General features: G+C 50.1%; 23 protein-coding genes. 13 read left to right on the top strand and 10 right to left on the bottom strand.

The window, feature by feature from the left end:
- Nucleotides 1–2 precede the first annotated feature (2 nt).
- From I4W93_RS02150 to I4W93_RS02175, 6 genes are all read right to left on the bottom strand, one after another.
- Nucleotides 3–917: a hydroxymethylglutaryl-CoA lyase gene (locus I4W93_RS02150; RefSeq protein ID WP_205310074.1), complete on the bottom strand. Its 915-nt coding sequence runs from the start codon at nt 915–917 to the stop codon at nt 3–5.
- Nucleotides 914–2911, bottom strand: coding sequence for an acetyl/propionyl/methylcrotonyl-CoA carboxylase subunit alpha (locus I4W93_RS02155; RefSeq protein ID WP_205310073.1), 1998 nt, complete (start codon nt 2909–2911; stop codon nt 914–916). The genes I4W93_RS02150 and I4W93_RS02155 overlap by 4 nt, the downstream gene beginning before the upstream one ends.
- Nucleotides 2911–3711, bottom strand: a complete 801-nt coding sequence (locus I4W93_RS02160) for an enoyl-CoA hydratase/isomerase family protein (protein ID WP_205310072.1) — start codon at nt 3709–3711, stop codon at nt 2911–2913. Before I4W93_RS02160 ends, I4W93_RS02155 begins: the two co-directional genes overlap by 1 nt.
- A 274-nt stretch (nt 3712–3985) precedes the next feature.
- Complete coding sequence (locus I4W93_RS02165) at nt 3986–5593, bottom strand: carboxyl transferase domain-containing protein (protein WP_205310071.1); 1608 nt, start codon at nt 5591–5593, stop codon at nt 3986–3988.
- A 407-nt stretch (nt 5594–6000) separates the two neighbouring features.
- A complete protein-coding gene (locus I4W93_RS02170) occupies nt 6001–7170 on the bottom strand; it encodes an isovaleryl-CoA dehydrogenase (RefSeq protein ID WP_205310070.1) in 1170 nt (389 codons plus the stop codon).
- A gap of 33 nt (nt 7171–7203) precedes the next feature.
- Nucleotides 7204–7608, bottom strand: coding sequence for a MerR family transcriptional regulator (locus I4W93_RS02175; protein ID WP_173500434.1), 405 nt, complete (start codon nt 7606–7608; stop codon nt 7204–7206).
- 264 nt (nt 7609–7872) lie between these two features.
- Here I4W93_RS02175 and I4W93_RS02180 point away from each other — a divergent pair, with 264 nt between their 5' ends.
- From I4W93_RS02180 to I4W93_RS02225, 10 genes are all read left to right on the top strand, one after another.
- Nucleotides 7873–9054, top strand: coding sequence for a thiolase family protein (locus I4W93_RS02180; protein WP_205310069.1), 1182 nt, complete (start codon nt 7873–7875; stop codon nt 9052–9054).
- 339 nt (nt 9055–9393) lie between these two features.
- The gene (locus tag I4W93_RS02185) at nt 9394–10890 is read left to right on the top strand and encodes a CoA-acylating methylmalonate-semialdehyde dehydrogenase (RefSeq protein ID WP_205310068.1); all 1497 of its coding nucleotides are present in this window, start codon (nt 9394–9396) and stop codon (nt 10888–10890) included.
- A gap of 267 nt (nt 10891–11157) precedes the next feature.
- Nucleotides 11158–12315: an acyl-CoA dehydrogenase family protein gene (locus tag I4W93_RS02190; RefSeq protein WP_205310067.1), complete on the top strand. Its 1158-nt coding sequence runs from the start codon at nt 11158–11160 to the stop codon at nt 12313–12315.
- A gap of 165 nt (nt 12316–12480) precedes the next feature.
- Complete coding sequence (locus tag I4W93_RS02195) at nt 12481–13254, top strand: enoyl-CoA hydratase (protein WP_205310066.1); 774 nt, start codon at nt 12481–12483, stop codon at nt 13252–13254.
- A complete protein-coding gene (locus I4W93_RS02200; protein WP_205310065.1) occupies nt 13254–14396 on the top strand; it encodes an enoyl-CoA hydratase/isomerase family protein in 1143 nt (380 codons plus the stop codon). The genes I4W93_RS02195 and I4W93_RS02200 overlap by 1 nt, the downstream gene beginning before the upstream one ends.
- Nucleotides 14397–14404: 8 nt before the next feature.
- Nucleotides 14405–15295 (top strand): 3-hydroxyisobutyrate dehydrogenase, encoded by an 891-nt coding sequence (mmsB, locus tag I4W93_RS02205; protein WP_205310064.1) that lies wholly within the window; start codon nt 14405–14407, stop codon nt 15293–15295.
- Nucleotides 15296–15452: 157 nt separating this feature from the next.
- Complete coding sequence (locus I4W93_RS02210; RefSeq protein ID WP_205310063.1) at nt 15453–16211, top strand: SDR family oxidoreductase; 759 nt, start codon at nt 15453–15455, stop codon at nt 16209–16211.
- A gap of 94 nt (nt 16212–16305) precedes the next feature.
- Nucleotides 16306–16734 carry a nuclear transport factor 2 family protein gene (locus I4W93_RS02215; protein WP_205310062.1) on the top strand — a complete coding sequence of 143 codons (429 nt, stop codon included), beginning with the start codon at nt 16306–16308 and terminating at the stop codon, nt 16732–16734.
- A gap of 5 nt (nt 16735–16739) precedes the next feature.
- Entirely contained in the window at nt 16740–17042 is a 303-nt protein-coding gene (locus I4W93_RS02220; RefSeq protein WP_205310061.1) for a YciI-like protein, read from the top strand.
- Between the two features lies 1 nt (nt 17043).
- Nucleotides 17044–17466, top strand: coding sequence for a DUF1801 domain-containing protein (locus tag I4W93_RS02225; RefSeq protein WP_205310060.1), 423 nt, complete (start codon nt 17044–17046; stop codon nt 17464–17466).
- Between the two features lie 17 nt (nt 17467–17483).
- Here the strand turns inward: I4W93_RS02225 and I4W93_RS02230 are convergent, their stop codons facing one another.
- On the bottom strand, nt 17484–19139 hold the full coding sequence (locus I4W93_RS02230) for a tetratricopeptide repeat-containing response regulator (protein ID WP_205310059.1): 1656 nt from the start codon (nt 19137–19139) through the stop codon (nt 17484–17486).
- 181 nt (nt 19140–19320) lie between these two features.
- On the opposite strand from I4W93_RS02230, the gene I4W93_RS02235 reads away from it, so the two are divergent.
- Complete coding sequence (locus I4W93_RS02235; protein WP_205310058.1) at nt 19321–19629, top strand: DUF6482 family protein; 309 nt, start codon at nt 19321–19323, stop codon at nt 19627–19629.
- Between the two features lie 4 nt (nt 19630–19633).
- Here I4W93_RS02235 and I4W93_RS02240 read toward each other — a convergent pair whose 3' ends face one another.
- The 3 genes from I4W93_RS02240 to wecA are packed head-to-tail and all read right to left on the bottom strand — an operon-like array spanning nt 19634 to nt 23201.
- On the bottom strand, nt 19634–20794 hold the full coding sequence (locus I4W93_RS02240) for a polysaccharide pyruvyl transferase family protein (protein ID WP_205310057.1): 1161 nt from the start codon (nt 20792–20794) through the stop codon (nt 19634–19636).
- A gap of 11 nt (nt 20795–20805) precedes the next feature.
- Nucleotides 20806–22128, bottom strand: coding sequence for a flippase (locus I4W93_RS02245; RefSeq protein WP_224673221.1), 1323 nt, complete (start codon nt 22126–22128; stop codon nt 20806–20808).
- Complete coding sequence (gene wecA / locus I4W93_RS02250; protein WP_205310056.1) at nt 22125–23201, bottom strand: UDP-N-acetylglucosamine--undecaprenyl-phosphate N-acetylglucosaminephosphotransferase; 1077 nt, start codon at nt 23199–23201, stop codon at nt 22125–22127. The genes I4W93_RS02245 and wecA overlap by 4 nt, the downstream gene beginning before the upstream one ends.
- A gap of 167 nt (nt 23202–23368) precedes the next feature.
- Between wecA and I4W93_RS02255 the strand changes: the two genes are divergently transcribed.
- Together I4W93_RS02255 and I4W93_RS02260 are read left to right on the top strand one after the other, a co-directional pair.
- On the top strand, nt 23369–24424 hold the full coding sequence (locus I4W93_RS02255) for a glycosyltransferase family 4 protein (protein ID WP_205310055.1): 1056 nt from the start codon (nt 23369–23371) through the stop codon (nt 24422–24424).
- A complete protein-coding gene (locus I4W93_RS02260; protein ID WP_205310054.1) occupies nt 24421–25170 on the top strand; it encodes a WecB/TagA/CpsF family glycosyltransferase in 750 nt (249 codons plus the stop codon). Before I4W93_RS02255 ends, I4W93_RS02260 begins: the two co-directional genes overlap by 4 nt.
- Nucleotides 25171–25180 lie beyond the last annotated feature (10 nt).

Here is a 25180-nt window from a genome sequence, read left to right on the forward strand (position 1 = left end):
AACTAACTACCAGTTTGCGTGCACTTGGCCCTTAGCGCCAATCCTACTTTAGAACTAGGCTGCTTCCCCAGCTTGTCGGTAATAAACCAGCCGGCTTTGGCCAGCGCAGTTAAATCGATACCGTGTGAAATGCCAAGACCGTTCAGTAAATACACCACATCTTCGGTGGCAACATTGCCTGACGCACCGGCAGCGTAAGGGCAGCCGCCTAAACCGGCAACGGCGCTATCAATCACCGCAATGCCGCGGCTTAGCGCCACGTAAATATTGGTTAACGCCTGGCCGTAAGTGTCATGAAAATGCACTGCCAATTTATCTGCCGGCACCATAGATAGCACCGCATCCAGCATCGCATTGACTTTATCCGGCGTACCAACGCCTATGGTATCGCCTAGTGAAATTTCATAGCAGCCCATCTCTAACAGGGCTTTGGCGACCAATGCCACCTCGGTAGGCGCAACATCGCCCTGATAGGGGCAACCGACGACGCAAGACACATAGCCTCGCACTTTAATACCGTCGGCTCTGGCCGCTTCTACCACAGGCGCAAAGCGCTCCAGGCTTTCAGCTATGCTGCAGTTAATATTCTTCTGGCTGAAGGCTTCTGACGCTGCACCAAAAATGGCTACCTCAGTGGCACCGGCGGCTGTTGCGGCTTCATAGCCTTTTAAATTTGGCGTCAGCGCAGCGTAGGTCACGCCAGTTTTGCGCTGGATACCGGCGAACACGTCTGAAGAGTCTGCCATCTGCGGCACCCATTTTGGCGAGACAAAAGCGCCGCTTTCAATGTAGCTATGGCCGGCGGCGGTTAGCATATCAATCAGTGCGATTTTATCTGCTGTGGCTACCGCAGCCTCGTTTTGCAGGCCATCACGCGGGCCTACTTCAACCAGGCGCACACTTTTTGGCAAACTCATGCGTCCTCCGGGCTAAAATCAACCAGTTCGGCGCCATCTTTTACCAGATCGCCGGCGGCGTAAAATACCTCATTAACCATACCGTTTTTTGGCGCTTTAATGCTGTATTCCATTTTCATCGCTTCCATAATCACCAGCGTATCACCGGCTTTTACGGCTGCGCCGGCTTTGGCCATTACCGCTACTATAGTGCCGTTCATCGGCGCGGTTAAGCTACCCGCATGCTCACTGCCATCTACCTCGGTAGCAACCTCAGTTTGATAGTTAAAGTCGTAACGTTGATGTTTAATAAATACGCTGATGGTGTCGCCATTGAATTTATCAACATAGCGACTAACCCGCACCTTAGTACGATGCTCACCCAGTACTGCACTAAGCTCATCGCCGTTTAGCTCGGCGGTACAGCATAGCTTTTGGCCTGCCACGTCTATCACATAATGCTGCTGCAGTTGTTGCACCGTTAGCTGCGTATTGTGCTCGCCGTGTTGCAAGGCGATGTTTACCGTTGGCATTTCATTTAAGCGCCAACCATGGCTGAATTGCCAGGGACTGGAACTGTTGCTACTTTGCGGTGCTTTTTGCTGCTGCAAAATAAACAGTGCAGCCAATACCAGCGCCTGATTATTTTCTTTATTGGCGGGCGCAAATAAGCTCTGTTGGTGTTTATTGATAAAGTTGGTATCAAGCTCTGCGGCTTTAAACGCCGGGTGCTCGGTTAAGCTGGTTAAAAAGCTTAAGTTTGTGGTAACACCGGCAATGCGGTAATCGTCCAGCGCACGTAACATGCGGGCGATGGCGCGGTCGCGGCTTTCATCCCAGACAATCAGCTTGGCGATCATCGGGTCATAAAACGGTGACACTTCATCATTTTCTACCACACCTGTATCCACCCGCACATGACGGTTGGCTTCAGGCTGGCGTAAATAGGTGAGTTTACCGGTTTGCGGCAGGAAGTCGTTATCCGGATCTTCGGCATACACCCGCACTTCAATGGCGTGGCCATCCAGTTGTATATCATCCTGCGCCAGTGGCAGTTGCTCGCCGGCGGCGACCAACAACTGCCATTTGACTAAATCCTGGCCGGTGATCATCTCGGTAACCGGGTGTTCTACCTGCAGCCGGGTGTTCATTTCCATAAAGTAGAAAGAGCCGTCTTCGTCGAACAAAAACTCCACCGTACCAGCGCCACGATAATCAATGGCTTTAGCCGCTTTAACTGCCGCTTCGCCCATGGCCTTGCGCTGTTCGCTGCTAAAGTTGGGTGCCGGTGCTTCTTCAATCACTTTTTGGTGGCGGCGCTGAATCGAGCAGTCGCGCTCGGCTAAATACACTGCATTGCCGTGGTTATCGGCAAATACCTGAATTTCAATATGGCGCGGCTTGGTCAAGTAGCGCTCAATCAGCATTTTATCGTTGCCAAAGCCGGCTTTAGCTTCACGGCGGGCGCTGGCTAAGGCATCATTAAATTCTTCTTTTTGCCAAACCACACGCATGCCTTTACCGCCGCCGCCGTAGGCCGCTTTTAGCAGTTGCGGGTAGCCGATCCGTTCTGATTCTTTGCTAAGCAAGGCATCGCTTTGATCATCACCATGATAGCCCGGTACCAGCGGCACGCCGGCTTTGGCCATAATCTCTTTGGCAGCGCTTTTTGAACCCATGGCAGTAATGGCACCAACCGGTGGGCCGATAAACACCACGCCGGCTTCCTCACAGGCTTTGGCAAAGCTTTCGTTTTCCGACAAAAAGCCGTAGCCCGGGTGAATAGCCTCTGCACCGCTTTGTTTGGCGATGGCGATAATTTTATCTGCACGCAGGTAAGAGTCTTTGCTTGGAGCAGGGCCTAGTAAATAAGCTTCATCGGCCATGCGTACATGGCGGGCGTTGGCGTCGGCTTCGGAGTACACTGCCACGCAGCGAATGCCGAGTTTATGTGCGGTGTCGATAACGCGGCAGGCAATTTCGCCGCGGTTGGCGATTAATATTTTACGAAACATTATGCGTCTTCCTTGCCAAGCCAGGCCGGTTTACGTTTTTCTAAGAATGCGCTTAAGCCTTCCTGACCTTCAGGTGATACCCGTATTTCAGCAATCGCTTGCTCGGTATGAGCAATAACATTGTTGCTGATCTTACGGTTATAAATATTATGAATAAGCGATTTCGCTGCACTCAGTGCTGCCGGGCTGTTTTGCAGCAGAGTGTTGATAAATGTTTCTGCGCTATCGCTAAGCTCGCCCTCACTAACCATTTCATGCAGTAAGCCCAGTTGTTGGGCTTTGGCAGCCATAAAACGCTCGGCCGTTAAAAAATAACGCCGGCTTTCACGCTCGCCAATGGCGCGCATTACGTAGGGGCTGATCACAGCAGGAATAAGGCCAATGCGTACTTCGCTTAAGCAGAAGCTGGCATTCTCTTCGGCAATGGCGATATCGCAGCAGGCGACTAGACCCAGGGCGCCACCAAAGGCTGCACCTTTGATTAACGCTATGGTAGGTTTAGGGAATTTATCCAGCCGGTGCATTAAGGTGGCCAGCTCCGCGGCGTCGTTTAAGTTCTGCTGATAATCTTTTTGCGCCATGGAGCGCATCCAGTTTAAGTCGGCACCGGCAGAGAAGTTTTTGCCGTTGGCGGCCAGCACCAATACCCGCACTTCATCGTTATTGGCTAAGTCTTTTAGCACTGCGATAAGCTCGGCTATCATGGCATCGTCAAAGGCGTTATGCACTTGTGGCCGGTTTAGCGTTAAGGTGGCTACGCCGCGCGGGTCGATACTGACTTCTGTGTAAACCTGGTTCATTTTCTCTCCGAAAGTTTTTACTCTCTGTTCAATGACAGTGTTTATTCAACCGGCAATCACTCCGCACAACTTTGCCAGAACACGCCGTAAATACCTCCCTGTAGGGTTACAAACTTCATCCGTGAAGTTTTCCCAAGGGCAGCAAACGGCGCTGTTCAAATTCGTTCCTGACGAATTTGTGTGTTTTTCGTCCCTGAAAAACACGGTTCTGGTCAAAGTGTGCTGCGCGCTTGCCTCTACAGTTGAACCAGCAAGTGCGTGTTTATACTCAAAATCACATCCGGAACACGCCAAAACGGCTCTCTTCAATCGGTGCATTCAGCGCGGCGGCTAATGCCAGCCCCACTGTCATTCGCGTTTGTGCCGGGTCGATAATACCGTCATCCCACAAGCGACCACTGGCATAATACGGGTGGCCCTGTTTTTCATATTGTTCAATAATCGGCTGTTTCAGCGCTTTTTCGGCGTCCGCCGACAGCGTTTCGCCTTTACGGGCCAAACCGTCTTTGGTCACCTGTGCCATTACACCGGCAGCTTGCTCGCCGCCCATTACCGAAATACGCGCATTGGGCCACATCCACATCATGGTGGGATCGTAAGCGCGGCCGCACATGCCGTAGTTACCGGCGCCATAGCTGCCGCCAATTAGCACAGTAAATTTCGGCACCTTGGCACAGCTTACTGCCATCACCATTTTAGCGCCGTGCTTGGCTATGCCTTCGGCTTCATATTTTTTACCCACCATAAAACCGGTGATATTCTGCAGGAACAATAGCGGAATTTTACGCTGGGCACATAGCTCAATAAAATGCGCGCCTTTTTGCGCCGATTCCGAGAACAGTATCCCGTTATTGGCGACAATGCCTACCGGATAGCCGAAGATGCGCGCAAAGCCGCACACTAAGGTCGCGCCGTAGTATTGTTTAAACTCATCAAAGTCTGAGCCATCGACAATGCGGGCGATCACTTCTTTGACATCAAACGGTTTGCGCAAGTCAGTGCCCACTATGCCGTACAACTCTTTGGCGTCATGCAGCGGCTCCTGGGCCGGCTTAACATCCATTGCTTGCGGGGCAGGGCGGTTTAACCGGCTTACTGCGTTACGCGCCAGTTGCAGTGCGTGCTCGTCGTTCAACGCATAGTGATCGGCCACGCCGGAGATTTTACAGTGCACGTCAGCACCACCGAGCTCCTCGGCGGAAACCTCTTCACCAGTGGCGGCTTTTACCAGCGGCGGGCCGGCTAAAAAGATAGTGCCTTGCTCTTTAACGATAATGCTTTCATCGGCCATGGCAGGTACATAAGCCCCGCCCGCAGTACACAGGCCCATTACCACAGCAATTTGCGGTATGCCTTTGGCTGACATATTCGCCTGGTTAAAGAAGATACGGCCAAAGTGCAGTTTGTCGGGAAACACATCATCCTGGCGCGGCAGGTTGGCGCCGCCGGAGTCGACCAGATAAATACACGGCAGGTGGCAGCGCTCGGCAATTTCCTGGGCACGTAAATGCTTTTTCACGGTAAGCGGGTAGTAAGTACCGCCTTTTACTGTGGCATCGTTAGCTACTATCATGCACTCGACGCCGTTAATACGGCCGATACCGGCGACGACACCGGCACTGGGTACGTAATCGTCGTAGCATTCCCAACCGGCAAACTGGCCAACTTCTAAAAACGGTGAGCCAGGGTCGAGCAGCTTTTGAATGCGATCACGCACAAACAGCTTACCGCGAGAGGTATGCCGTGCAATCAGCGCTTCGCCGCCACCGAGTTTAATTTGTTGTACTTTACTTTGCAGATCATCGACCACGGCCTGCATTGCGGCGGCGTTTTTCTGGAAGTCCTCAGAGCGAGGATTGATTTTGGAGGTAATTCTGGTCACTTAAGTCACCTTATACCAGAGCTGGTTAGACAAAGCGGAACCGGAACAACTAAGCAGACGATCAAAGTGAGGATGGTGGTCCGACACTTCGGAGACCGGAGCGGGTCTGCGTGTTGTTACGGTGTAAGCTTTGGCCTGCACCGGACTTAGATTCACGGCTTCGCTGCTTCCACACATTTAACACACTCGCCCGTTCGCCGCTCCCCGGCTCACTTTTGATCGCTCGTTTAGTTAAATCTGCTACGCGCTTCGCCTCGTTCAACTTTCTATTCAGTTACTGCGATTCTGGGCGGTGCGGAACCGGAACAACTTAGCTGACGATCAAGAGCGAATTAGGGAGAAATTCGCGGGTCTGCATGTTGTTACGGTGGAAGCAGCCGCTTCCACCCGAGTATCGCCTTTAAACCTTAGTTTGATTCAGTAAACAGTTCCCGGCCAATCAGCATACGGCGGATTTCCGAGGTACCGGCACCAATTTCGTACAGCTTGGCATCGCGCAATAAACGCCCGGTAGGGTACTCGTTAATGTAGCCATTACCGCCCAGCAACTGAATCGCATCCAGCGCCATCTTGGTCGCCAGCTCTGCTGAATACAGAATAACTGCTGCTGCATCTTTACGTGTTGTTTCGCCACGATCACAAGCTTTAGCTACCGTATAAACGTATGATTTAGCCGCGTTCATCTGAGTATACATATCGGCCAGTTTGCCCTGTACCAGCTGGAATTCACCAATGGCTTGACCAAACTGCTTACGGTCGTGAATATACGGCACTACTACGTCCATACAGGCTTGCATGATGCCCAGCGGACCGGCTGCCAGTACTACACGCTCGTAGTCCAGGCCACTCATTAATACTTTAACGCCACCGCCAACCTGGCCTAGTACGTTTTCTGCCGGTACTACGCAATCTTCAAACACCAGCTCACAGGTGTTAGAGCCGCGCATGCCCAGCTTGTCCAGCTTTTGCGCGGTGCTAAAACCTTTAGTGCCACGCTCTACAATAAAAGCGGTAATGCCTTTAGAGCCGGCGTCAATGTCGGTTTTGGCGTAAATCACATAGGTGTGTGCATCCGGGCCGTTGGTGATCCACATTTTATTGCCGTTTAAAATGTAGTTATCGCCTTGCTTCTCTGCACGCAGTTTCATGCTAACCACGTCTGAACCGGCATTGGGCTCGCTCATTGCTAAGGCACCGATATGTTCGCCCGAACACAATTTTGGCAGGTACTTTAATTTTTGTGCTTCAGTGCCGTTGCGGAATATTTGGTTTACACAGAGGTTTGAATGCGCACCGTACGATAAGCCAACCGAGGCTGAGGCGCGGCTGATTTCTTCCAGTGCGACAACGTGCTCTAAATAGCCTAAGCCTGAGCCACCGTATTTTTCATCGACGGTAATGCCCAGCAGACCTAAGTCACCGAATTTGCGCCATAGCTCATTCGGGAACTCATTTTTTTCGTCAATATGGGCGGCGCGTGGCGCGATTTCTTCGCGGGCGAAGGCGTTAACCTGCTCACGGATCATATCGACCGTTTCACCTAAATCGAAATTAAGCCCTTTATAACTGCTAATCATTGTGGATCCCCGTTTGCTATGTTTTTCAACCGCTTAAGCGGTTTTATGTTGTTTGGCGTCGGCTAAAGTGTCGCGGCAACGTTTTTCTACTGTTACCAGTTCCATTAGCACAACTTTGATATCGTCTAATTGCTGGTGCAGCTCGGCCTTTTTCAGCTCGATCAGCTGCAGCATGGTACTTAATTGGGTTACGCTGCTTTTGTCTGCGTCATATAATTCAAATAATTGGCCGGTTTCGGCCAGGCTAAAACCCAGGCGCTTGCCGCGTAATATCAGCTTTAACCGCACGCGGTCACGCTTGCTGTAAATACGGGTTTGGCCGTTTCGTAAAGGCGTGATCAGCCCCTGATCTTCATAAAAGCGAATACTACGGGTAGTAATATCAAACTCTTTGGCCAGTTCGCTGATGCTATATGTTTTTTCTTCTTTTTCTGTCATATCCGCCTTCCCCGAAAACGCAGTCAATATAAGTGAAGTTTACGTAAAGGTAAAGCTGGGGCGTTGCCGATAAGTTGGCAAAACGGCCATTTTTGCCATGTTTGTAAAGCTAAAATGCCAGTTTGTACTGGTCAGACTGTACACTTTGCTGAACCAAAGCGGTGGCACACTACCATAGTGTTAGGTGGTTGACGTTGGCGTAAACGTAAATTTGGTGTAGGCTCTGGAGCAACTTTTTAGCCGACAGCTTTTTGGGAGACTTTTATGGCTACCGACAATATTGTAATCGTTGCTGCAACACGCACCGCTATGGGCGGCTTTATGGGCGGCTTAAGCGATGTAGATGCCACTGTACTGGGTGCTACAGCTATTAAAGCAGCGTTAGAGCAGGCCGGTTTAAGCGGCGACAAGGTCAGTGAAGTAATTATGGGTAACGTGCTGCCGGCCGGTTTAGGCCAGGCACCGGCACGCCAGGCGACATTAAAAGCCGGTTTACCGTTATCTGCCGGCGCGACTACCATTAATAAAGTGTGCGGTTCAGGCTTAAAAGCGGTGATGCTGGCCAGCGATTTACTTAAAGCCGGCAGCGCTGATGTTGTAGTCGCCGGTGGTATGGAATCGATGAGCAATGCACCGTACCTGCTGCCAAAAGCGCGCGGCGGTTACCGTATGGGCCACGGCGAAATTAAAGATCACATGATGCTGGATGGCTTGGAAAACGCCTATGACGGCAAAGCCATGGGCTGTTTTGCGCAACAGACAGCGGATGAAAAAGGCATTACCCGCGAGCAGATGGACGCCTTCGCGGTGCAATCTACCACCCGCGCCCAGCAAGCGATTGCCAGCGGTGCCTTTAAAAACGAAATTACCCCGGTAACCTTTCAAACCCGTAAAGGTGAAATGACTTTTGCGGTAGATGAGCAACCGGGCAATGCCAAAATCGACAAAATTCCGGGTCTAAGGCCGGCCTTTGCCAAAGACGGCACTATTACGGCGGCCAACTCCAGCTCAATCTCTGACGGTGCTGCAGCACTGGTGTTAATGCGCGAGTCTGATGCTAAAGCACAAGGCGCTAAGCCATTAGCCCGCGTGGTGGCACATGCCACCAACTCAATGGAACCGGCGTTGTTTACTGTAGCTCCGGTGGGCGCTATGCAAAAAGTGCTGCAAAAAGCTGGCTGGGATAAACAGCAGGTAGACCTGTGGGAAATTAACGAAGCCTTTGCCATGGTAACTATGTTGGCGATTAATGAGCTGGGCCTGGATGAGAGCAAAGTAAACGTTAACGGTGGTGCTTGTGCGCTGGGCCATCCTATCGGCGCCTCAGGCGCGCGTATTCTGGTTACCCTTATTCATGCACTGCGCAACCGCGGTTTAAGCAAAGGCGTGGCTTCACTGTGTATCGGTGGTGGCGAAGCGGTCGCATTGGCTGTAGAAGTTTTATAAGTAACACGATAGAGGCGAAGTGCGGAGCAGATTTAACTTAGCGAGCGATCAAAAGTGAGGCTGGTGGTCCGACATTTCGGAGAGCCGAGCGGGCGAGCGTGTTAAATGTGCGTAAGCAACGAAGCCGTGAACCGGAGAAAGGTGTAAGCCGACGCTTCCACCGTAACAACACGCAGACCCGCGAATTTCTGCCAAATTCGCTCTTGATCGTCTGCTTAGTTGTTCCGGTTCCGCTTTGGCTGGATAGTCCGGCTAAACATATTAGAAGCTCGCCAGCATAAATTGATAATTAGACATACAACAAGCTGGCGGCATACCCAAACAATCGGGAGAAGCAACATGACACAACAGGTTAAGCATTTCATTGACGGCGAGTTTGTCGCACCAACAGGTGACAAACTAATAGCTGTTACCAACCCGGCAACACAAGACGTGATTGCGCAGGTGGCGTGTGCCACAGCGGCAGAAATGGAGCGCGCTATCGAGTCGGCCAAAGCCGCCTTTTTAACGTGGAAAGAAGTACCGGTATCAGAGCGCGCCCGTTTAATGATGCGCTTTGCTCACCTGTTAAAAGAACATCAGGGTGAAATTGCCGACATTATCTGCCGCGAGTTGGGTAAAACGGTAGAGGACGCCAAAGGCGATGTTTGGCGTGGTATCGAAGTAGTTGAACAAGCGGCTAATATTCCGTCATTAATGATGGGTGAGACGGTAGAAAACGTAGCACGCAGCATTGATACCTACAGCTACATTCAGCCTCTGGGTGTATGTGCTGGTATTACCCCGTTTAACTTCCCAGCGATGATCCCTCTGTGGATGTTCCCGATGGCCATTGCTTGCGGTAACACCTTTATTTTAAAACCGTCTGAGCAAGACCCGATGACGGTAAACAAAATTGCCGAGCTGTTTGTACAGGCTGGCGCGCCCAAAGGCGTGTTACAAGTTGTGCACGGCGCCAAAGAGCAGGTTGATGCCATTTTGCATCACCCGGATATTAAAGCGATTTCGTTCGTTGGCTCGGTTAATGTTGGCCAGTACATTTACAAAACCGGTACCGACAATTTAAAACGCGTACAGGCATTTGCCGGTGCGAAAAACCACATGGTTATTATGCCGGACGCCAATAAGCAGCAGGTGGTTAATGCCTTAGTCGGCGCTTCAGTTGGCGCCGCCGGTCAACGTTGTATGGCCATCTCGGTAGCGGTGTTTGTTGGTGCTGCGGCAGATTGGATCCCAGAGGTAGCTGCCGCCATTGGTAAAGTACGTCCGGGCGTTTACACCGACCCTAACGCGGCTTACGGTCCGCAAATCAGCCCGCAGGCGCGTGCCCGGGTGTTATCGTTAATTGAGCAGGGTAAGAAAGAAGGCGCGACTTGTGTGCTGGATGGCTCGGACTGCAAAGTTGAAGGTTACCCGAACGGTAACTGGGTAGGCCCAACGGTGTTTAGCAACGTCACTACTGAAATGGAAATTTATAAGCAGGAAATTTTCGGCCCGGTATTAACCACTATGCAGGTTGGCTCGCTGGCTGAAGCCTTAAAAGTGGTAAACGACAGCCCGTACGGTAACGGTACTTCTATCTTTACCGCCAGCGGCGCGGCAGCACGTAAGTATCAGCATGAGGTGGAAGTAGGCCAGGTGGGTATTAACATTCCTATTCCGGTGCCACTGCCGTTCTTCTCGTTCACCGGCTGGAAAGGTTCGTTCTATGGCGATCAGCATGCTTATGGTAAGCAAGCGGTGCGTTTCTATACCGAGACGAAAACCATTACAGCGCGTTGGTTTGACGACGATATTCCGGTGTCTGGCCCGAATATGTCGATTAACTTACGGTAAAGCAGATTTGAATGTATTTGTAGTGCGGCGCTTCCACCGTAACAACACGCAGACCCGCGAATTTCTCCCAAATTCGCTCTTGATCGTCTGCTTAGTTGTTCCGGTTCCGCCCGCCTGCAAGTCCTGAGTAAATTACTAATCGGAACAAGCGCAGCGTAAGGGGAATTAATTAGCGAGCGATCAAAAGTGAGGCTGGGAGAGCCGAACGGGCGAGCGTTTAAATCCCCTGAAAGCGTAGCGATTGGTTAAGCGGTAAGGTCCAAACAGATGAATTTCAATTTAACAGAAGACCAACAAGCCTTTGTCGATGTGGCCAAACAGTTTGCCGAACAAGAACTGGCGCCACACGCAGCGCAGTGGGATCGTGATCACCACTTCCCAAAAGATGTGATTCAAAAAGCCGGCGAACTGGGTTTTTGCTCATTGTATACGCCCGAAGAAGACGGCGGCATGGGGCTATCACGCTTAGACTCCTCGATAATTTTCGAACAATTGTCGATGGGCTGCACGGCGACAACCGCCATGCTGACCATCCACAATATGGCCACCTGGATGATAGCCAGTTGGGGCACCAGTGATGCTAAAGCCGAGTGGGTAGAGCATTTAGTGACTGGGCAAAAGCTAGCCTCTTACTGCTTAACGGAACCAGGCTCAGGCTCTGACGCAGCAGGCCTGCGTACCAGCGCGAAAAAAGATGGCAACGAATACGTATTAAACGGCTCGAAGATGTTTATCTCCGGCGCAGGTTCTACTGAAGTTTTGGTGGTAATGGCACGCACCGGTGAAGCCGGGCCAAAAGGCATTTCAGCCTTTATCGTGCCGGCCGATGCCAAAGGCGTTATTTATGGTAAGGCCGAAGAGAAAATGGGCTGGAACGCCCAGCCAACCCGTTTAATCACTTTTGAAGATGTGCGCATTCCGGCACATTACCTGCTGGGTAATGAAGGTGAGGGTTTCAGCTTTGCCATGAAAGGCTTAGATGGCGGCCGTATTAACATCGCTACCTGTTCAATCGGCACTGCACAGCAGGCACTTAACACCGCGCGTAACTATATGCTGGAGCGTCAGCAGTTTGGTAAGCCACTGGCAGCATTTCAGGCGCTGCAGTTTAAGCTGGCGGATATGGCCACCGAGTTAGTGGCCGCGCGGCAGTTAGTGCGCTTAGCTGCGTTTAAATTAGACCAAAAAGACGGTGAAGCCACCGCGTATTGCGCTATGGCAAAACGTTTTGCCACTGATGTCGGTTTTCAGGTATGCGACCAGGCGCTGCAACTGCATGGCGGTTATGGCTATATCAAAGAATACCCGCTGGAGCGCCATTTCCGTGATGTGCGTGTGCACCAGATTTTGGAAGGCACCAACGAAATTATGCGGCTGATTATTGGCCGGCGTTTACTGGATGAAGCCGCAGGTGACATTCTTTAAGTCGCAGATGAATTCAAGCTGGGGGAACAGGATTGTTCTAAACCGACCGTTGGAGGCCATGGATGGCCGGAGTCGAGCCCCAGGGACGGTTTATGGCGTGTCGGTGTGGACAATGCTGTTTCACCGGGCACGTAGCATGAACTACGCCCATATCAGGAGACAACTATGGCTCAACTAAAACTCGAAAAACGCGGCCACACGGCGCTTATTACCATGTCTAACCCGCCGGCTAATACCTGGACGCGCGAAACTTTGACCCAACTGCGTAACGCAGTCAAAAGTCTGGATGAAGATAAAAATATCTATGCGCTGGTGATCACCGGTGAGGGCGATAAATTTTTCTCTGCCGGTGCCGATTTAAAGCTGTTTGCCGATGGTGATAAAGCCGTGGCCAGTGATATGGCGCGTATTTTCGGCGAAGCCTTTGAAACACTCAGCAGCTTTAGCGGCGTGTCTATTGCTGCCATTAACGGCTATGCCATGGGTGGCGGTTTAGAAGTAGCACTGGCCTGTGATATCCGCATTGCCGAGCAACAAGCACAAATGGCATTGCCGGAAGCCAAAGTGGGCTTATTGCCCTGTGCCGGTGGCACGCAAAACCTGGCCTGGTTAGTGGGCGAAGGCTGGGCCAAGCGAATGATTTTATGCGGTGAGCGTTTAAGCGCGGAAAAAGCGCTGCAAATTGGTCTGGTAGAAGAAGTGGTTGCCACCGGCATGGCGCTGGAAGCTGCATTGGCGATGGCCGATAAAGCAGCGGAGCAAAGCCCGTCGTCAGTAACGGCCTGTAAAAAGCTTATTCAGCAAGGTCGCAGCGGCAGCATTCAAAGTGCTTTGCCGCTGGAGCGTGAGTTGTTTGTCGGCCTGTTCGATACCAAAGATCAGGTAGAAGGCGTGCAGGCATTTTTAGAAAAACGTAAAGCCAACTGGGTGAACGGCTAATGAGCGGCGCAAATGAGGTGGTGCTGTATCAAGAACTGGCAGCACAGAACGGCAAAAAGATTGGCGTGGCCACACTTAACTCAGAAAAGTCGCTCAATGCCCTTAGCCTGCCGATGGTAGAGTCGTTATTACCACAATTATTAGCCTGGCAGGCTGATAGCAGCATCAGCATGGTGTTGCTGCAAGGCGCTGGCGATAAAGCCTTTTGTGCCGGTGGCGATATCCGCGATTTATATAAAGCCATGCTGGATAAACCCGGTACCTATGCGCCTTATGTCGAAGAGTTCTTCACCAAAGAATACACACTGGATTATTTAATCCACACCTTTGGCAAGCCGGTGCTGGTGTGGGGCAATGGCATAGTAATGGGTGGCGGTTTGGGCTTAATGGCCGGTGCGTCGCATCGGGTGGTTACGGTAACCAGCCGCATTGCCATGCCAGAAATGGCCATTGGTTTGTATCCGGATGTCGGTGCCAGCTGGTTTTTAAACCGTATGCCAGCCGGTTGCGGCCTGTTTTTAGGCTTAACCGGTGCCTCTATTAACGCTGCTGATGCCAAGTTTATTGGCCTGGCAGATAACTTTTTACTGCATGAACGTAAAGCGGCGCTGTTAGAAAAACTGCTGACGGTGAAATGGGGCGACACCATAGCGCTGAATCATCAAAAACTCAGCGACGCGCTGCGCAGCGAAGAAGAACAGTGTCGTACCCAAATGCCGCTAAGTAATATCCGGCCGCATCAGGGCGAAATTGAACAGCTGGCAAAGCACGACAAGCTGCAAAGCGTGATCGCGGCAATTAATACTATGGCCGGTGAAGACAAATGGCTGCAAAAAGCCAAAGAATCGCTGGCTTATGGTAGCCCCATTACTGCGCATATCGTGTTTGAGCTGCTAAAACTGGGCCAAAGCAAAATACTGGCCGACAGCTTCCGCTTAGAGCTGGGCTTAAGTGTGCAGTGCGGCAAGTTGGGCGAGTTTACCGAAGGTGTGCGCGCTTTGTTAATGGACAAAGATTTACAACCCAAGTGGCAATACAAAACTGTTAGCGACGTGCCGCAAAGCGTGATTGATGAGCTATTTCGCTCACCGTGGGCTGCGAACGAGCATCCGCTGCGCGAGCTGGGTCAACTGGATAACTAGGAGCAAATATGGCGAAGGTTGCATTTATAGGTTTAGGCAATATGGGTGGCCCTATGGCCATCAATCTGGTGAAAGCCGGCCATGCGGTTACGGCGTTTGATTTATCGGCAGCGGCACTGGCACAGGTAAAAGCCGAAGGCGCTGCAGTTGCGGCTACAGCAGCAGAGGCGGTAGCTGGCGCGGAGTTTGTGATTTCAATGCTGCCGGCAGGTAAGCATGTCATCGGCTTATATCTGGGCGAGCAGGGTGTAGCCGCTAGTATCAGTAAAGATGCACTGGTCATTGATTGCTCTACCATTGATGCTGACAGTGCGCGTAAAGTTGGTGCTGGACTCTCTGCTCAGGGTATCGCTTTTATCGACGCACCGGTGTCAGGCGGCGTTGGTGGTGCCAAAGCCGGTACCTTAACCTTTATTGTTGGCGGTGAAGCGGCGCATTTTGAGCGTGCGAAAACCATGCTTGGTAATATGGGCAAAAACCTGTTTCATGCCGGCGCTGTTGGTGCCGGTCAGGTGGCGAAAATTTGCAACAATATGCTGCTGAGTATTTTAATGGTCGGCACTTCTGAAGCATTGCAAATGGGCGTAGACAATGGCCTTGACCCTAAAGTGCTATCAGACATTATGCTGAAAAGCTCTGGTCGTAACTGGACCTTAGAGCTGTATAACCCCTGCCCGGATGTGATGCCAAATGTGCCATCCAGCAACGGTTATCAGGGCGGTTTTATGGTCGATTTAATGGCGAAAGATTTAGGCCTTGCGCTGGAAGCAGCAATGCAAAGCAGTAGCAGCACACCAATGGGTGCACTGGCGCGCAGCCTTTACGTGGCGCACCAGAGGGCCGGTAATGGCAAATTGGATTTTTCCAGTATTTTTAAACTGTTTGCTAAAGCCAATTAATTTGAATTAACACGCAAGTACTCCGAATATTTTCTCCGGGACACGCCGTAAATACGTCCCTGTAGGCTCGTGTTTTTCGTCCCTGAAAAACACGGTCCCGGCAGAAAAATTCTACGCACTTGCTCATATCGCAGTAATCGCGATGTCGGAGAAAGAAATGAACCTGCAAAACAAAACCATCGTTATCACTGGCGGAGCACAAGGCTTAGGGCTGGAAATGGCACGCATGTGTGCAGCAGAAGGCGCCAAACTGGCGTTAATTGATATGAATGCCGACCAACTAGCGGCAGCCAAGGCTGAGCTTGGTGCTAACACCACAGTACATACTTACATTGCCAACGTGGCTAATGAAGAACAAGTTGAAGCGACCTTTGCGCAAATCGACAGCGATTTTAACGGTATTGATGGCCTGATTAACAATGCCGGCATATTGCGCGACGGCTTATTGCTGAAATACAAAGACGGCGAGCTGCAAAGCAAAATGTCGCTGGCGCAGTTCCAGTCGGTAATAGATGTCAACTTAACCGGCGTCTTCCTGTGTGGCCGTGAAGCCGCTGCCATTATGGTGCAACGCGGCACCAAGGGCGTAATTATTAATATGTCCAGCGTCGCCCGTGGCGGCAATATGGGCCAGACCAACTATGCTGCCTCTAAAGCCGGTGTGGTAGCGATGACGGTAACCTGGGCACGTGAACTGGGTCGTTTTGGTATTCGTGTGGGTGCCATAGCACCGGGCGTTATTCGCACCGCCATGACCGATGCGATGAAACCGGAAGCGCGTGACCGCTTAGAGAAAATGAAGCCGGTAGGTAGGTTGGGGGAGGCCAGTGAAATAGCCCACACCGCGAAATACATCTTTGAAAACAATTTCTTCACCGGTCGGGTGGTAGAAATTGACGGTGGTATCAGCATGTAATCAACTGATTACTGGAAAAAAAGACGCTGCGGCGTCTTTTTTTGTGTGCTAGCTTAGCGAATAATCAATTCAAAAAAACAACAGAGAATAGACAATGAAAACCAGCCTACTACTTGCCTCACTGTTACTTACACCCGCTTTAGTCACTGCAGACGACAAAGCAGAACTTACGGCGCTGTTAAGCGAGTTTTTAGACGGCGCCACGCGCAACGATGCCGCTATTCACAACAAATACTGGGCCGATGAGCTTATTTATACCAGTTCTTCAGGTACGCGATTTGGCAAGGCTGAACTGATGCAAGGTGTCACCAGCCGCGGTATGTTAAAGCCGGAAGAGATAGACACCGTATACAGCAGTGAAGATGTGCGCATTATGCAATACGGTGACACCGCTGTAGTGGCATTTGTTCTGGTGGGTAGATCAGGCGCTGATACCAAGCGCTACTTAAACAGCGGCACTTTTGTAAAACGTAACGGTCAATGGCAAGCGGTAAACTGGCAGGCGACCATCAAAGCGGAGTAAACACTATGCACTTTCTGCTGATTTACGATACCGCGCCGGATTATCTGACACGGCGGGCTGAATTTCGCTCGTCCCATCTGGCACTGGCCTGGCAAGCAGCCGAGCGCGGCGAGTTGCTGTTAGGCGGGGCGGTGGGTGAACCAGCAGACAGCGCGCTGCTGCTGTTTTGTTGTGCCTCTGCCAATATTCCGGCTGCCTTTGCTAAAGCTGATCCTTATGTAGTAAACGGCTTGGTTACACGCTGGCAGGTTAAACCCTGGCATACGGTAGTGGGCGACGGGTCCGCTAACCCGGTAAAGCTGGATTAAAATGATGATGGCAGAGAATAAAACCAAACCGACAGCGATTAGTGTGGATGACTACCTGGCTATCCGCGCTAATGCGCAGCAACTGGCCGATTGTCAGCAGTTGATCTGTTTGCTTACTGAGATAACCGGCCAAAGTGGCATTATGTGGGGGCCTAGTATTGTGGGCTTTGGCCGCTATCATTACACCTACGACAGTGGCCATAGTGGTGAGGCACCGTTAACCGGTTTTGCCATACGTGGTCGCGAACTGGTGATTTATTTATTGGCAGAAAGTGAGCAACAGCAAGCGCTGCTGCAACTATTGGGTAAACATAAAATGGGCAAGGCCTGTTTGTATATTAAAAATCTTGCTGCTGTCGATACCAGTGTATTAGAGCAGTTAATATTTAACTCTGTTGCTGAGGTGCAGCGCCGCTATAGCTAGACCGGCCAGTGTTGTCTTTACAAAACTTCACGCTCTTTTGGCCGGCGTCTGGGGATCATTTCCGGGTGCATTTCTTTAATTTGGCTCAAATAGCGTTTAAAGCGCAGTTTAATGTCGTCATCTAATTCGCTTCTGGCGAGTAGCTTCACGGCAGCGCGCACGTAGCGTTGGCTGAAGTCAGTAACTCTGGCGCCTTTAATCATGGTTTGCATCAGGTTTATAGCAATAGCTGGGTTGGTGGGCATGTAGTCAAATGTCTCTGCAAAACGGTCAAATGCGGTGTTAAAGTCTTCACGCTGGTAGGCCTCTGCAGCCTCAGCGTTGATAACTTTAAGTTTGGCTTTCAAATCTTCGTGCCGGCTTTGTTCCATTTCCAGCATAATGCGCTGGGTTTCAGTTAAAAAGTCATCCCGGTCGAGGATATGTTGTAATTTATCGATATAAATTTGGCTGGCATATAAGTCGCCCAGTTCAAAATACGCTTTTGCGGCATCCATGCAGCTGTCGATAGTAATGTTTTGCTGGTATGACAACGGTATCTCACTGATAAGCTGCTTAGCGTCGATCAATTCTGCTTTGGCCGCTAAAAAACGACTGCGCAAAATGGTAATTTCTGCTTTTATTTTGTCTGCATCGAAACGCTTAGCCAGATGATCCACAATTTTGGCGGCATTGTTAATTGTCACCGCGCGCTCAAGTACATTGCCACAATAGGCAGCGTCTACCAGGCTGCGCGCCTGGTTTAAGTAGTTTTCGGCAATATCATTAATTGAATGTCGTGCAGTAGCCACTATTTTACTGTTAATGCGCGAAGATGCCTGCTTATCGCCAATAATGGACGCTAAGTTAGCCAATGTTTTTAAGCGAACAATGTTTTTCGGCGACAGTAATGCGGCTTCAGTTAAGGTGTCATGGGCAATTTGAAAGCGCCGGTATTTAACATACAGCCGCGACAACCAATCGAGTGCTTCTACTTTGGTTTCATCAAATTGTGTAAGATCAGCCAGCTGCAGTTCGGTATCATCCCAGCGCTCCTGATAGAAGCATGCTACTGCATGGCCTAATCGGGCCCAAGCCAAGGTTTTTTGGCGTTGTAGAACTTGCTGATAAAACGTTTCCGCTGCGGCATATTGTTTTTGTGTTAGTAGCAGTTCACCCTTTATTCTTAGCGCTGCCGCGGCGAACTCAGGCTTATTCGTAACCACATTTTCACATTCTGTGATGGCATTTTTATAATCATTATCAAACAGGTTAAGATAGATTTTGCGCAGTGCAATGCGGTTTTTAATCGCCCGGCTGATACGATGCTCCAGCTGTTGGAAGGTAAAAGGCTTGAGCAGATAATCGTCGGGTTGCAGCTCTATCATGCCGTGTACTATCTGACGCTGATTTTCAGCGCTGATCATTATAAAGCAGCCCATTGGCGCCAGTAGTTGTTGCGTTTTCAGCGACTCAAATAGTTGATAACCATCTTTACCGTCACCGAGATTAAAATCACTCAGGATAAAATCGAACGGAATTTCCAGGCATTTGGCTATGGCTTCATTGGCATCACGTGCAAGGTGAATTGATTCAAAACCAATTTGTTGCGCCATCGCTTTTATCGATGTTCGCACTGGCGCGCAATCATCAATAATCAATATTTGTTTACAACGATAAAAACTGGCGTCCATAAGTGTCACAACATTAAACACAGCGATAGTTGCATACTAGAGTATGTTAGCTAACAGAGTAAAGCAGGTATCCATTTTGTATCTGTTTGGTGGGTAATAAAGGCTTTATTTTTTCCACTGGCAATCCACTGGCTATACTAAAACGTAACAAAAAGCAGTTTGCCACTTAACGGAGATGACTATGAACTTTCATCGTGCAGCCCATTTAAATCATCAGGATGTGCGGATAGATGAACTCACCATTCATTCATTTGAAATGGGCGTCTATCTGGCAGAAGCCGATTATGACGGTCGAAAATCATTTTTAGTCGACGAAGATAATAAACCACAACAGTTCCAAAGTATTGAGCAGGTGAAGCTGGCGCTGCACCGCTGTACAATTTATAAAGCTTATTTAGTACACCAGTCGGCCTATGATGAAATGTGCGGCGGCGCTGAAAAAGTGGATAACACATTAAAAGTGCCGCTATTTGTCCCCGGGGTTAGCTAATGCGTTAACCGATAGCCTGATAAAGCCGCTGCCACATAGCGGCATTTTGCTGTTTGAGTGACCCTGCATTAGTTTTAACCTGGCTGCTGAGACTGGCCTTGTTATCCAGTAGCTGCTGTAAAGCAGCCAGCATACTAGCTTCACTTAGCTCTGCTACACAGTAATCCGCCATGCCAAAGTCTGACATCATAGCGTGATATTTGTGGCTCCAACTGGTGGCAATGCAGGGGACGCCCTGGCTTAGTGCATTTACCGCGCCGTGAAAACGCGAACTAATAGCCAATTCTGCTTTCCCGATAAAGGCTTTTACCGCTAGCGGGTCGTCTATTTGGATAATAGTGCATGGCGCCATTTCAGCTATTTCGTCACACAGCTGTGCATCTTCTTTTCCCTCGTGGTTTACCAGCACACATTGCATCCCTTCAGCGGCTAGCTTATTGGCCGCTGCAGCAAAAGCGTTAATGTAATTGCTACGTTGCTGCTCGGCACCGGGGTGGTTAAATTTGGACACCACTTTATTATTCGGAATAAGTGCGGCGTATGGGCCGCTAATGGCGGGTATCTCATCGTTAGCGCGCGGACTTAGGCTAATGGTGAAATCGGCTGTTAGCACCACTGAGTCGGGTAAGTTGGGCTGGCAGCCTTGTAAATGTTGTAATGAGACCGGATCGCGGACAAAAATCAGCCTGGCATGGTTAATAATATCGCGCATGGCCGCTTTGCTATCTTCGGTTTTAAACGGGCCAAAGGCTTGCGGCATAAACACAAACGGCTTACCAGCTTTGGCGAATCGCACCACCTCTTTGGCGGTATTTTGTAAAAACCGCAGCGGCCACTGATCGCCATAAGCAAAGCCGCTGGCTTCCAGCACTAAATCGACCTGCTGCTCACTTACCATGCCATAGCGGTTAAACAGTCGCTGCACTGCACCTGGTAACTTGCCGATAAGCGGCGTTAAATCCAGACCGCCGCGGCGAAAAGACAATTTTTGCCAGGCACCTAAGCGGGCGCGCTCTACATAGGGCAAATTAGGCCCGGGGGACAGCACTAGTTCAACCGGTTGTTTAATGCCTTTTAGCCCTTCCAGGCTGGCTAGCAACATTAAATAAGCGCCTTTATTACGAAACTGCACGCCTTTAATTTCTACGAAAAGTGGTTTGCTCATAAAACGCCTTGTTATTGGGTGTTTGTGCTACGTACGGTAATCAGTTGCCAAAGCTGGGCACGGGTACTTTTGGCTAACAACAGAAAAAAGAACGAGGCATACGCATAGGATATCAGCGTGGCCCAGGCTGCACCAACTATGCCCATTTTGGGAATAAGCCACAAATTGAGGCCGACATTTAGCGCAGCACCGACAGCATGGCTGAGCAAGGATAATGGCTCTTGCTCGGTAATAAGCAGGTGCTGGCTAATCAAATAACGTACGAAGATAAAACAACCGGCCCAAATATGAATACGCAGCACATCCACTGCACTGGCAAAAGCATCGCCGAATAGCAGGCTGACAATCCAGGGAGCCAGTACTGACATACTCACCGCAATGGCAAACGCCAGCGTGAAAAACAGCAGCGCAAAGCGACGTAATTTTAAATAATACGGTGTCCAGCCTTGTTGATGAGCGCGGATCATATCCGGGTAGTAACGCGCCGCCAGGGTAGCCGGAAACACGTACCAAAGCTCCGATAAGCGGCTGGCAGCGGCATAAATACCGGCTTGCTCGGTGCCAGCTATAGAGCCAATCATCACAATATCAATTTTTAGATAAATTACCGATACAATACCCGACAGCCACAGCCAGGATGAGCGCTTGAGTAACTGTTTAGCCTGCTGCAGATTAAACCAGCGAGGATGATAAGCCGGCCAGCGTGTTTCGCCGTCTTTGTAAGGCTGATGTTTGCGCCGGTAAACAATATACTGCGCTATACCCACCACAAAAAACTCAATACCGGTTAGTAGCAATAAGCTGGCGATGCCAAAGCCGCTATATAGCAATGCCAGCTTTATACTAAAACTTAGCAACGATATGGCCGATTTAACGTAGGCCACAGTGCGAAAAGTACCTTGGTAATTAAGGTAAAACTCAAACAGTAAAAAGCCAAAAAAGGTTTGCAGTAAAAACAGCACCGGAATGGCGATAGCAGTGTGGCCGCTGAACATGTTGGGGTATAGTAAATAAAACGCCAGCAGCATTAAGCTGCCACCCAGCAGCCCAAGTAGCAGGCGCATACTTATGGCGCTGTAGAGCATGGTCATGGCCGCATGGCCGTTGTCGTGCTTTACCATCTGGCGCACGACGATATTATTTAGCCCTAAACTGGTCATGGGCACCAAAAACGCGCTCCATGCCATGACTATCGAATACACGCCCAGCTCGCTGGCACCGAGCATCCGCGCGACAAATACTGTTAATACAGCGCCTGCAGCCAGCTTAACTAATTTATCGCCCAGCATAGCGGTGGCTCGCGCCAGTATGATTTTTCTAATTAACTGTATCACTTAACCATCCTGGACTTAGCACCGGGCATTCGTTTGTGCCGCAGGTGCGAGATAATACGCCAGATATGCTGTAGCAGGTAGATATAGACAATCAGCAGCAATAAAAAAAAACTTAACATCAACCAGTCTGGCAACAACAGGTATTCACCAATAATGCCAATACAGGCGAACACGCAGGCCAAGGCGGTAATTAACGCCAAAGATTCACGCGAATTTAGCCCCAAGCGCAGTGAAATATGGTGCAGGTGCTCTCTGTCTGCCTGAAACGGTGATTGGCCTTTACGAATACGCCGCAGCATTATGGCAATCATATCCATCAAAGGAATAGCAATGATCCATAGCGCAGTTACTGGCCTGAAACTGGCACTGGCGCTTTGTGTGCCAATGATCAGTAACCAAATCACGGTAAGGCCGATAAGCATGCTACCGGCGTCGCCCATAAAAATTCGCCGGCTGGGGATTAAATTTAAATTGCACGCCAGATAGGGCAGCATGGCCAGTACCATAACTAATGCCAGGCTGGCATAGCTTTGCTGTCCCCACAGCGTCATGAAAATGGCAATAGTACTAAAGCTGACCAAACTAAGCATGCCTGCCAAACCATCAATGCCATCGGTCATGTTAAAGGCGTTTATGGCGGCAATAACCGCCAACAAGGTTATCGGCAGGCCAAGTACACCCAGTTCAATAACACCGAAACCAAACAGATTGCCCAAACTTGCCAGATGTAAGTCCAGGCTAAAGGTCATTGCCAGCCCGACAGCCGTTTGTACGACCAGACGTAGCTTTACACTTAAATCAAGGTAATCATCAAACATGCCTAGCAGTACAATAACCCCGCAGCAGGCTAGGTAATATAGTGGCTGAATACTACCGTCGGCAAAAAATAACATCGCCACGGCCAGACCGCAGTAGGTAGCAATACCGCCAATCAATGGCACAGCACCCTGGTGCTGCTTTCTGCCGCGCGGAATATCAACCAGGCCAATACGTATTGAAAATGGATATAAAATTGCAATAGCAATACAGGATGTAACGAAAGCTGCAAGATAAAGGTTAATAGGTTCAGGCATTTAACTTTCCGATGTCGGGTTGTAGTTATTCAGCAAGGCGTCAGCTACTATCGGTTATTACTATGCCGGTTTCAATGTTCGCCGGCAAGGCCGCTTATGCGCAGTATTTTCTGGCTACACAACAACGATATAACCTTAGTAACAGACGAGCAGGAAGACATTTCAGCGTGCAAGCAGTTAACAGAAATATTCTAATTATCAGCAACATGGGGCCAAAGTCTTCAGCGCCATTTCAGGGTAAATTTGTGCATAATCAGGTGTGGGCACTGGCTTCACTGCATCCTGCTTATCATTATATGCGCTGGCACAGTGACTCGTTGCTGAACAAAATATTGAAATATCCGGTTTTTTTGCTCGATTTTTTCTGGCGCTATATCCTTAGCCGGCGGCGTTTCGATATAGTGCACGTGCATTTTTTTTATCCCACTATCTGGCTGGCTTTATTGTACAAAGCGCTGCGTCACCGCCAGGTAAAAATTATTGTTACCTGTCATGGCAGTGATATTTACAAGTATCAACCGCCGGGTAAGCTATATCGTTGGTGTGCAGCCAAGGTAGATCAATGGATTTTCGCCAGTAAGGCGTTAGCCCGGCATTTTAGCCTGCCAGCGCCAAGGTCGATGGTTCTGCCGGCAGGAATAAGTGAACTGTTTCGCCAGGTTGAGCCGTTGAACTGGCAACAAAAAAGCATTGATATTCTGTATGTTGGTAGCTTGGATCACAACAAAGGCATGGACAGATTGTTAGCATTACTGCCTGTAGTTGCCGACAAAAAAGTCGTGATTGCGGGAGCCGGCCCTTGGTTAGAAAAATTGCAAACAGCGGCCCGGCAATACCCTAATGTGTTGGTGGTTGGGCCCAAAGACAGTGCGGCGCTAAAGCAGCTATACAGCCAGGCGCGCTGTTTTATTAGTTTGTCGCGCCATGAAGCTTTTGGCCTGGTAATGGCCGAAGCTATGGCGTGTTATACACCGGTTATTGCAACCGAAACCGATGGTGCACTAGAACAGCTGGTAACCGGCGAAAATGGTATCTTAGTTGCGCAGCAAGACGAAGAGCAACACTTGCTAAGCCTGTTTAGTCAGGCCTTAATGCAGTTTTTCCTGCAATCGACACAGCAATACCAGCAGATGCAGCTGCAATGTCGAGTCAGCGCAGAGCAATATATGTTGGGCCAGGTAGTGTTAGAACTACAGCAGCTTTATCAGGATATCTTAGAATGACAGACTCAGGCAGCGGCGGAATTTCAGGCCAGATACCGCAGGTAAACATTGGCCCGGTGCAGGTATCGGCATTTGCAGACATGCAACAGTTGCTGGCGTTTATTCTACATGACGATGGCACGGTGTATACGGGTTCAGCTATTGCTATCAACCCGGAAAAAGTACTTACTGCTATGCGAAACCCGCAAATTGAAGCAGTGATTAACGCCGCGGATATTCGCTATGCTGATGGCATCGGCGTGGTAAAAGTAATGCGCAACAGGTTGCGTAGTGAGGTGCAGCGCATCCCCGGCTGTGAACTATGGCAACAATTAATGCTGCGTGCCGCCAGCATGCAAACACCGGTATTTATTGTTGGCGCTACAGGCGTGGTTAGCCAGCAAACGGCGAAAAAATTACAGCATCAGGGCGTTAATCTGGTTGGGGCGGTAGACGGCTACTTTAACGATGAAAGCAAACTCATTGCCCAAATTAAGCAAAGCGGTGCGCGTATTGTCAGTGTCGCCATGGGATCGCCAAAGCAAGAGTTGCTCATTCAGCGGATACGGGAGCAACATCCGGAGTGTTTCTACATGGGTGTAGGGGGCAGTTATGATGTGTTTACCGGCAATGTTAAACGCGCACCTGCACTGTGGTGCAAACTGAATCTGGAATGGGCCTATCGATTACTGGCTCAGCCCAGCCGAATTGGCCGCCAGTTGGGCTTGCTGCGCTACGTTTGGTGGTACTGGCTAGGTAAAATATAACATCAGATAG

Source organism: Rheinheimera maricola (assembly GCF_016918075.2).
In the GTDB taxonomy this organism is placed as follows: domain Bacteria; phylum Pseudomonadota; class Gammaproteobacteria; order Enterobacterales; family Alteromonadaceae; genus Alishewanella; species Alishewanella maricola_A.

Coding starts and splice junctions, on each gene's coding strand:
- I4W93_RS02200 (WP_205310065.1), top strand. CDS start 13,254: ATGAGCGGCGCAAATGAGGTGGTGCTGTATCAAGAACTGGCAGCACAG.
- mmsB (WP_205310064.1), top strand. CDS start 14,405: ATGGCGAAGGTTGCATTTATAGGTTTAGGCAATATGGGTGGCCCTATG.
- I4W93_RS02170 (WP_205310070.1), bottom strand. CDS start 7,170: ATGATTAGCAGTTATAAAGGGCTTAATTTCGATTTAGGTGAAACGGTC.
- I4W93_RS02150 (WP_205310074.1), bottom strand. CDS start 917: ATGAGTTTGCCAAAAAGTGTGCGCCTGGTTGAAGTAGGCCCGCGTGAT.
- I4W93_RS02180 (WP_205310069.1), top strand. CDS start 7,873: ATGGCTACCGACAATATTGTAATCGTTGCTGCAACACGCACCGCTATG.
- I4W93_RS02215 (WP_205310062.1), top strand. CDS start 16,306: ATGAAAACCAGCCTACTACTTGCCTCACTGTTACTTACACCCGCTTTA.
- I4W93_RS02210 (WP_205310063.1), top strand. CDS start 15,453: ATGAACCTGCAAAACAAAACCATCGTTATCACTGGCGGAGCACAAGGC.
- I4W93_RS02230 (WP_205310059.1), bottom strand. CDS start 19,139: ATGGACGCCAGTTTTTATCGTTGTAAACAAATATTGATTATTGATGAT.
- I4W93_RS02220 (WP_205310061.1), top strand. CDS start 16,740: ATGCACTTTCTGCTGATTTACGATACCGCGCCGGATTATCTGACACGG.
- I4W93_RS02185 (WP_205310068.1), top strand. CDS start 9,394: ATGACACAACAGGTTAAGCATTTCATTGACGGCGAGTTTGTCGCACCA.
- I4W93_RS02155 (WP_205310073.1), bottom strand. CDS start 2,911: ATGTTTCGTAAAATATTAATCGCCAACCGCGGCGAAATTGCCTGCCGC.
- I4W93_RS02160 (WP_205310072.1), bottom strand. CDS start 3,711: ATGAACCAGGTTTACACAGAAGTCAGTATCGACCCGCGCGGCGTAGCC.
- wecA (WP_205310056.1), bottom strand. CDS start 23,201: ATGCCTGAACCTATTAACCTTTATCTTGCAGCTTTCGTTACATCCTGT.
- I4W93_RS02175 (WP_173500434.1), bottom strand. CDS start 7,608: ATGACAGAAAAAGAAGAAAAAACATATAGCATCAGCGAACTGGCCAAA.
- I4W93_RS02260 (WP_205310054.1), top strand. CDS start 24,421: ATGACAGACTCAGGCAGCGGCGGAATTTCAGGCCAGATACCGCAGGTA.
- I4W93_RS02240 (WP_205310057.1), bottom strand. CDS start 20,794: ATGAGCAAACCACTTTTCGTAGAAATTAAAGGCGTGCAGTTTCGTAAT.
- I4W93_RS02190 (WP_205310067.1), top strand. CDS start 11,158: ATGAATTTCAATTTAACAGAAGACCAACAAGCCTTTGTCGATGTGGCC.
- I4W93_RS02225 (WP_205310060.1), top strand. CDS start 17,044: ATGATGATGGCAGAGAATAAAACCAAACCGACAGCGATTAGTGTGGAT.
- I4W93_RS02235 (WP_205310058.1), top strand. CDS start 19,321: ATGAACTTTCATCGTGCAGCCCATTTAAATCATCAGGATGTGCGGATA.
- I4W93_RS02195 (WP_205310066.1), top strand. CDS start 12,481: ATGGCTCAACTAAAACTCGAAAAACGCGGCCACACGGCGCTTATTACC.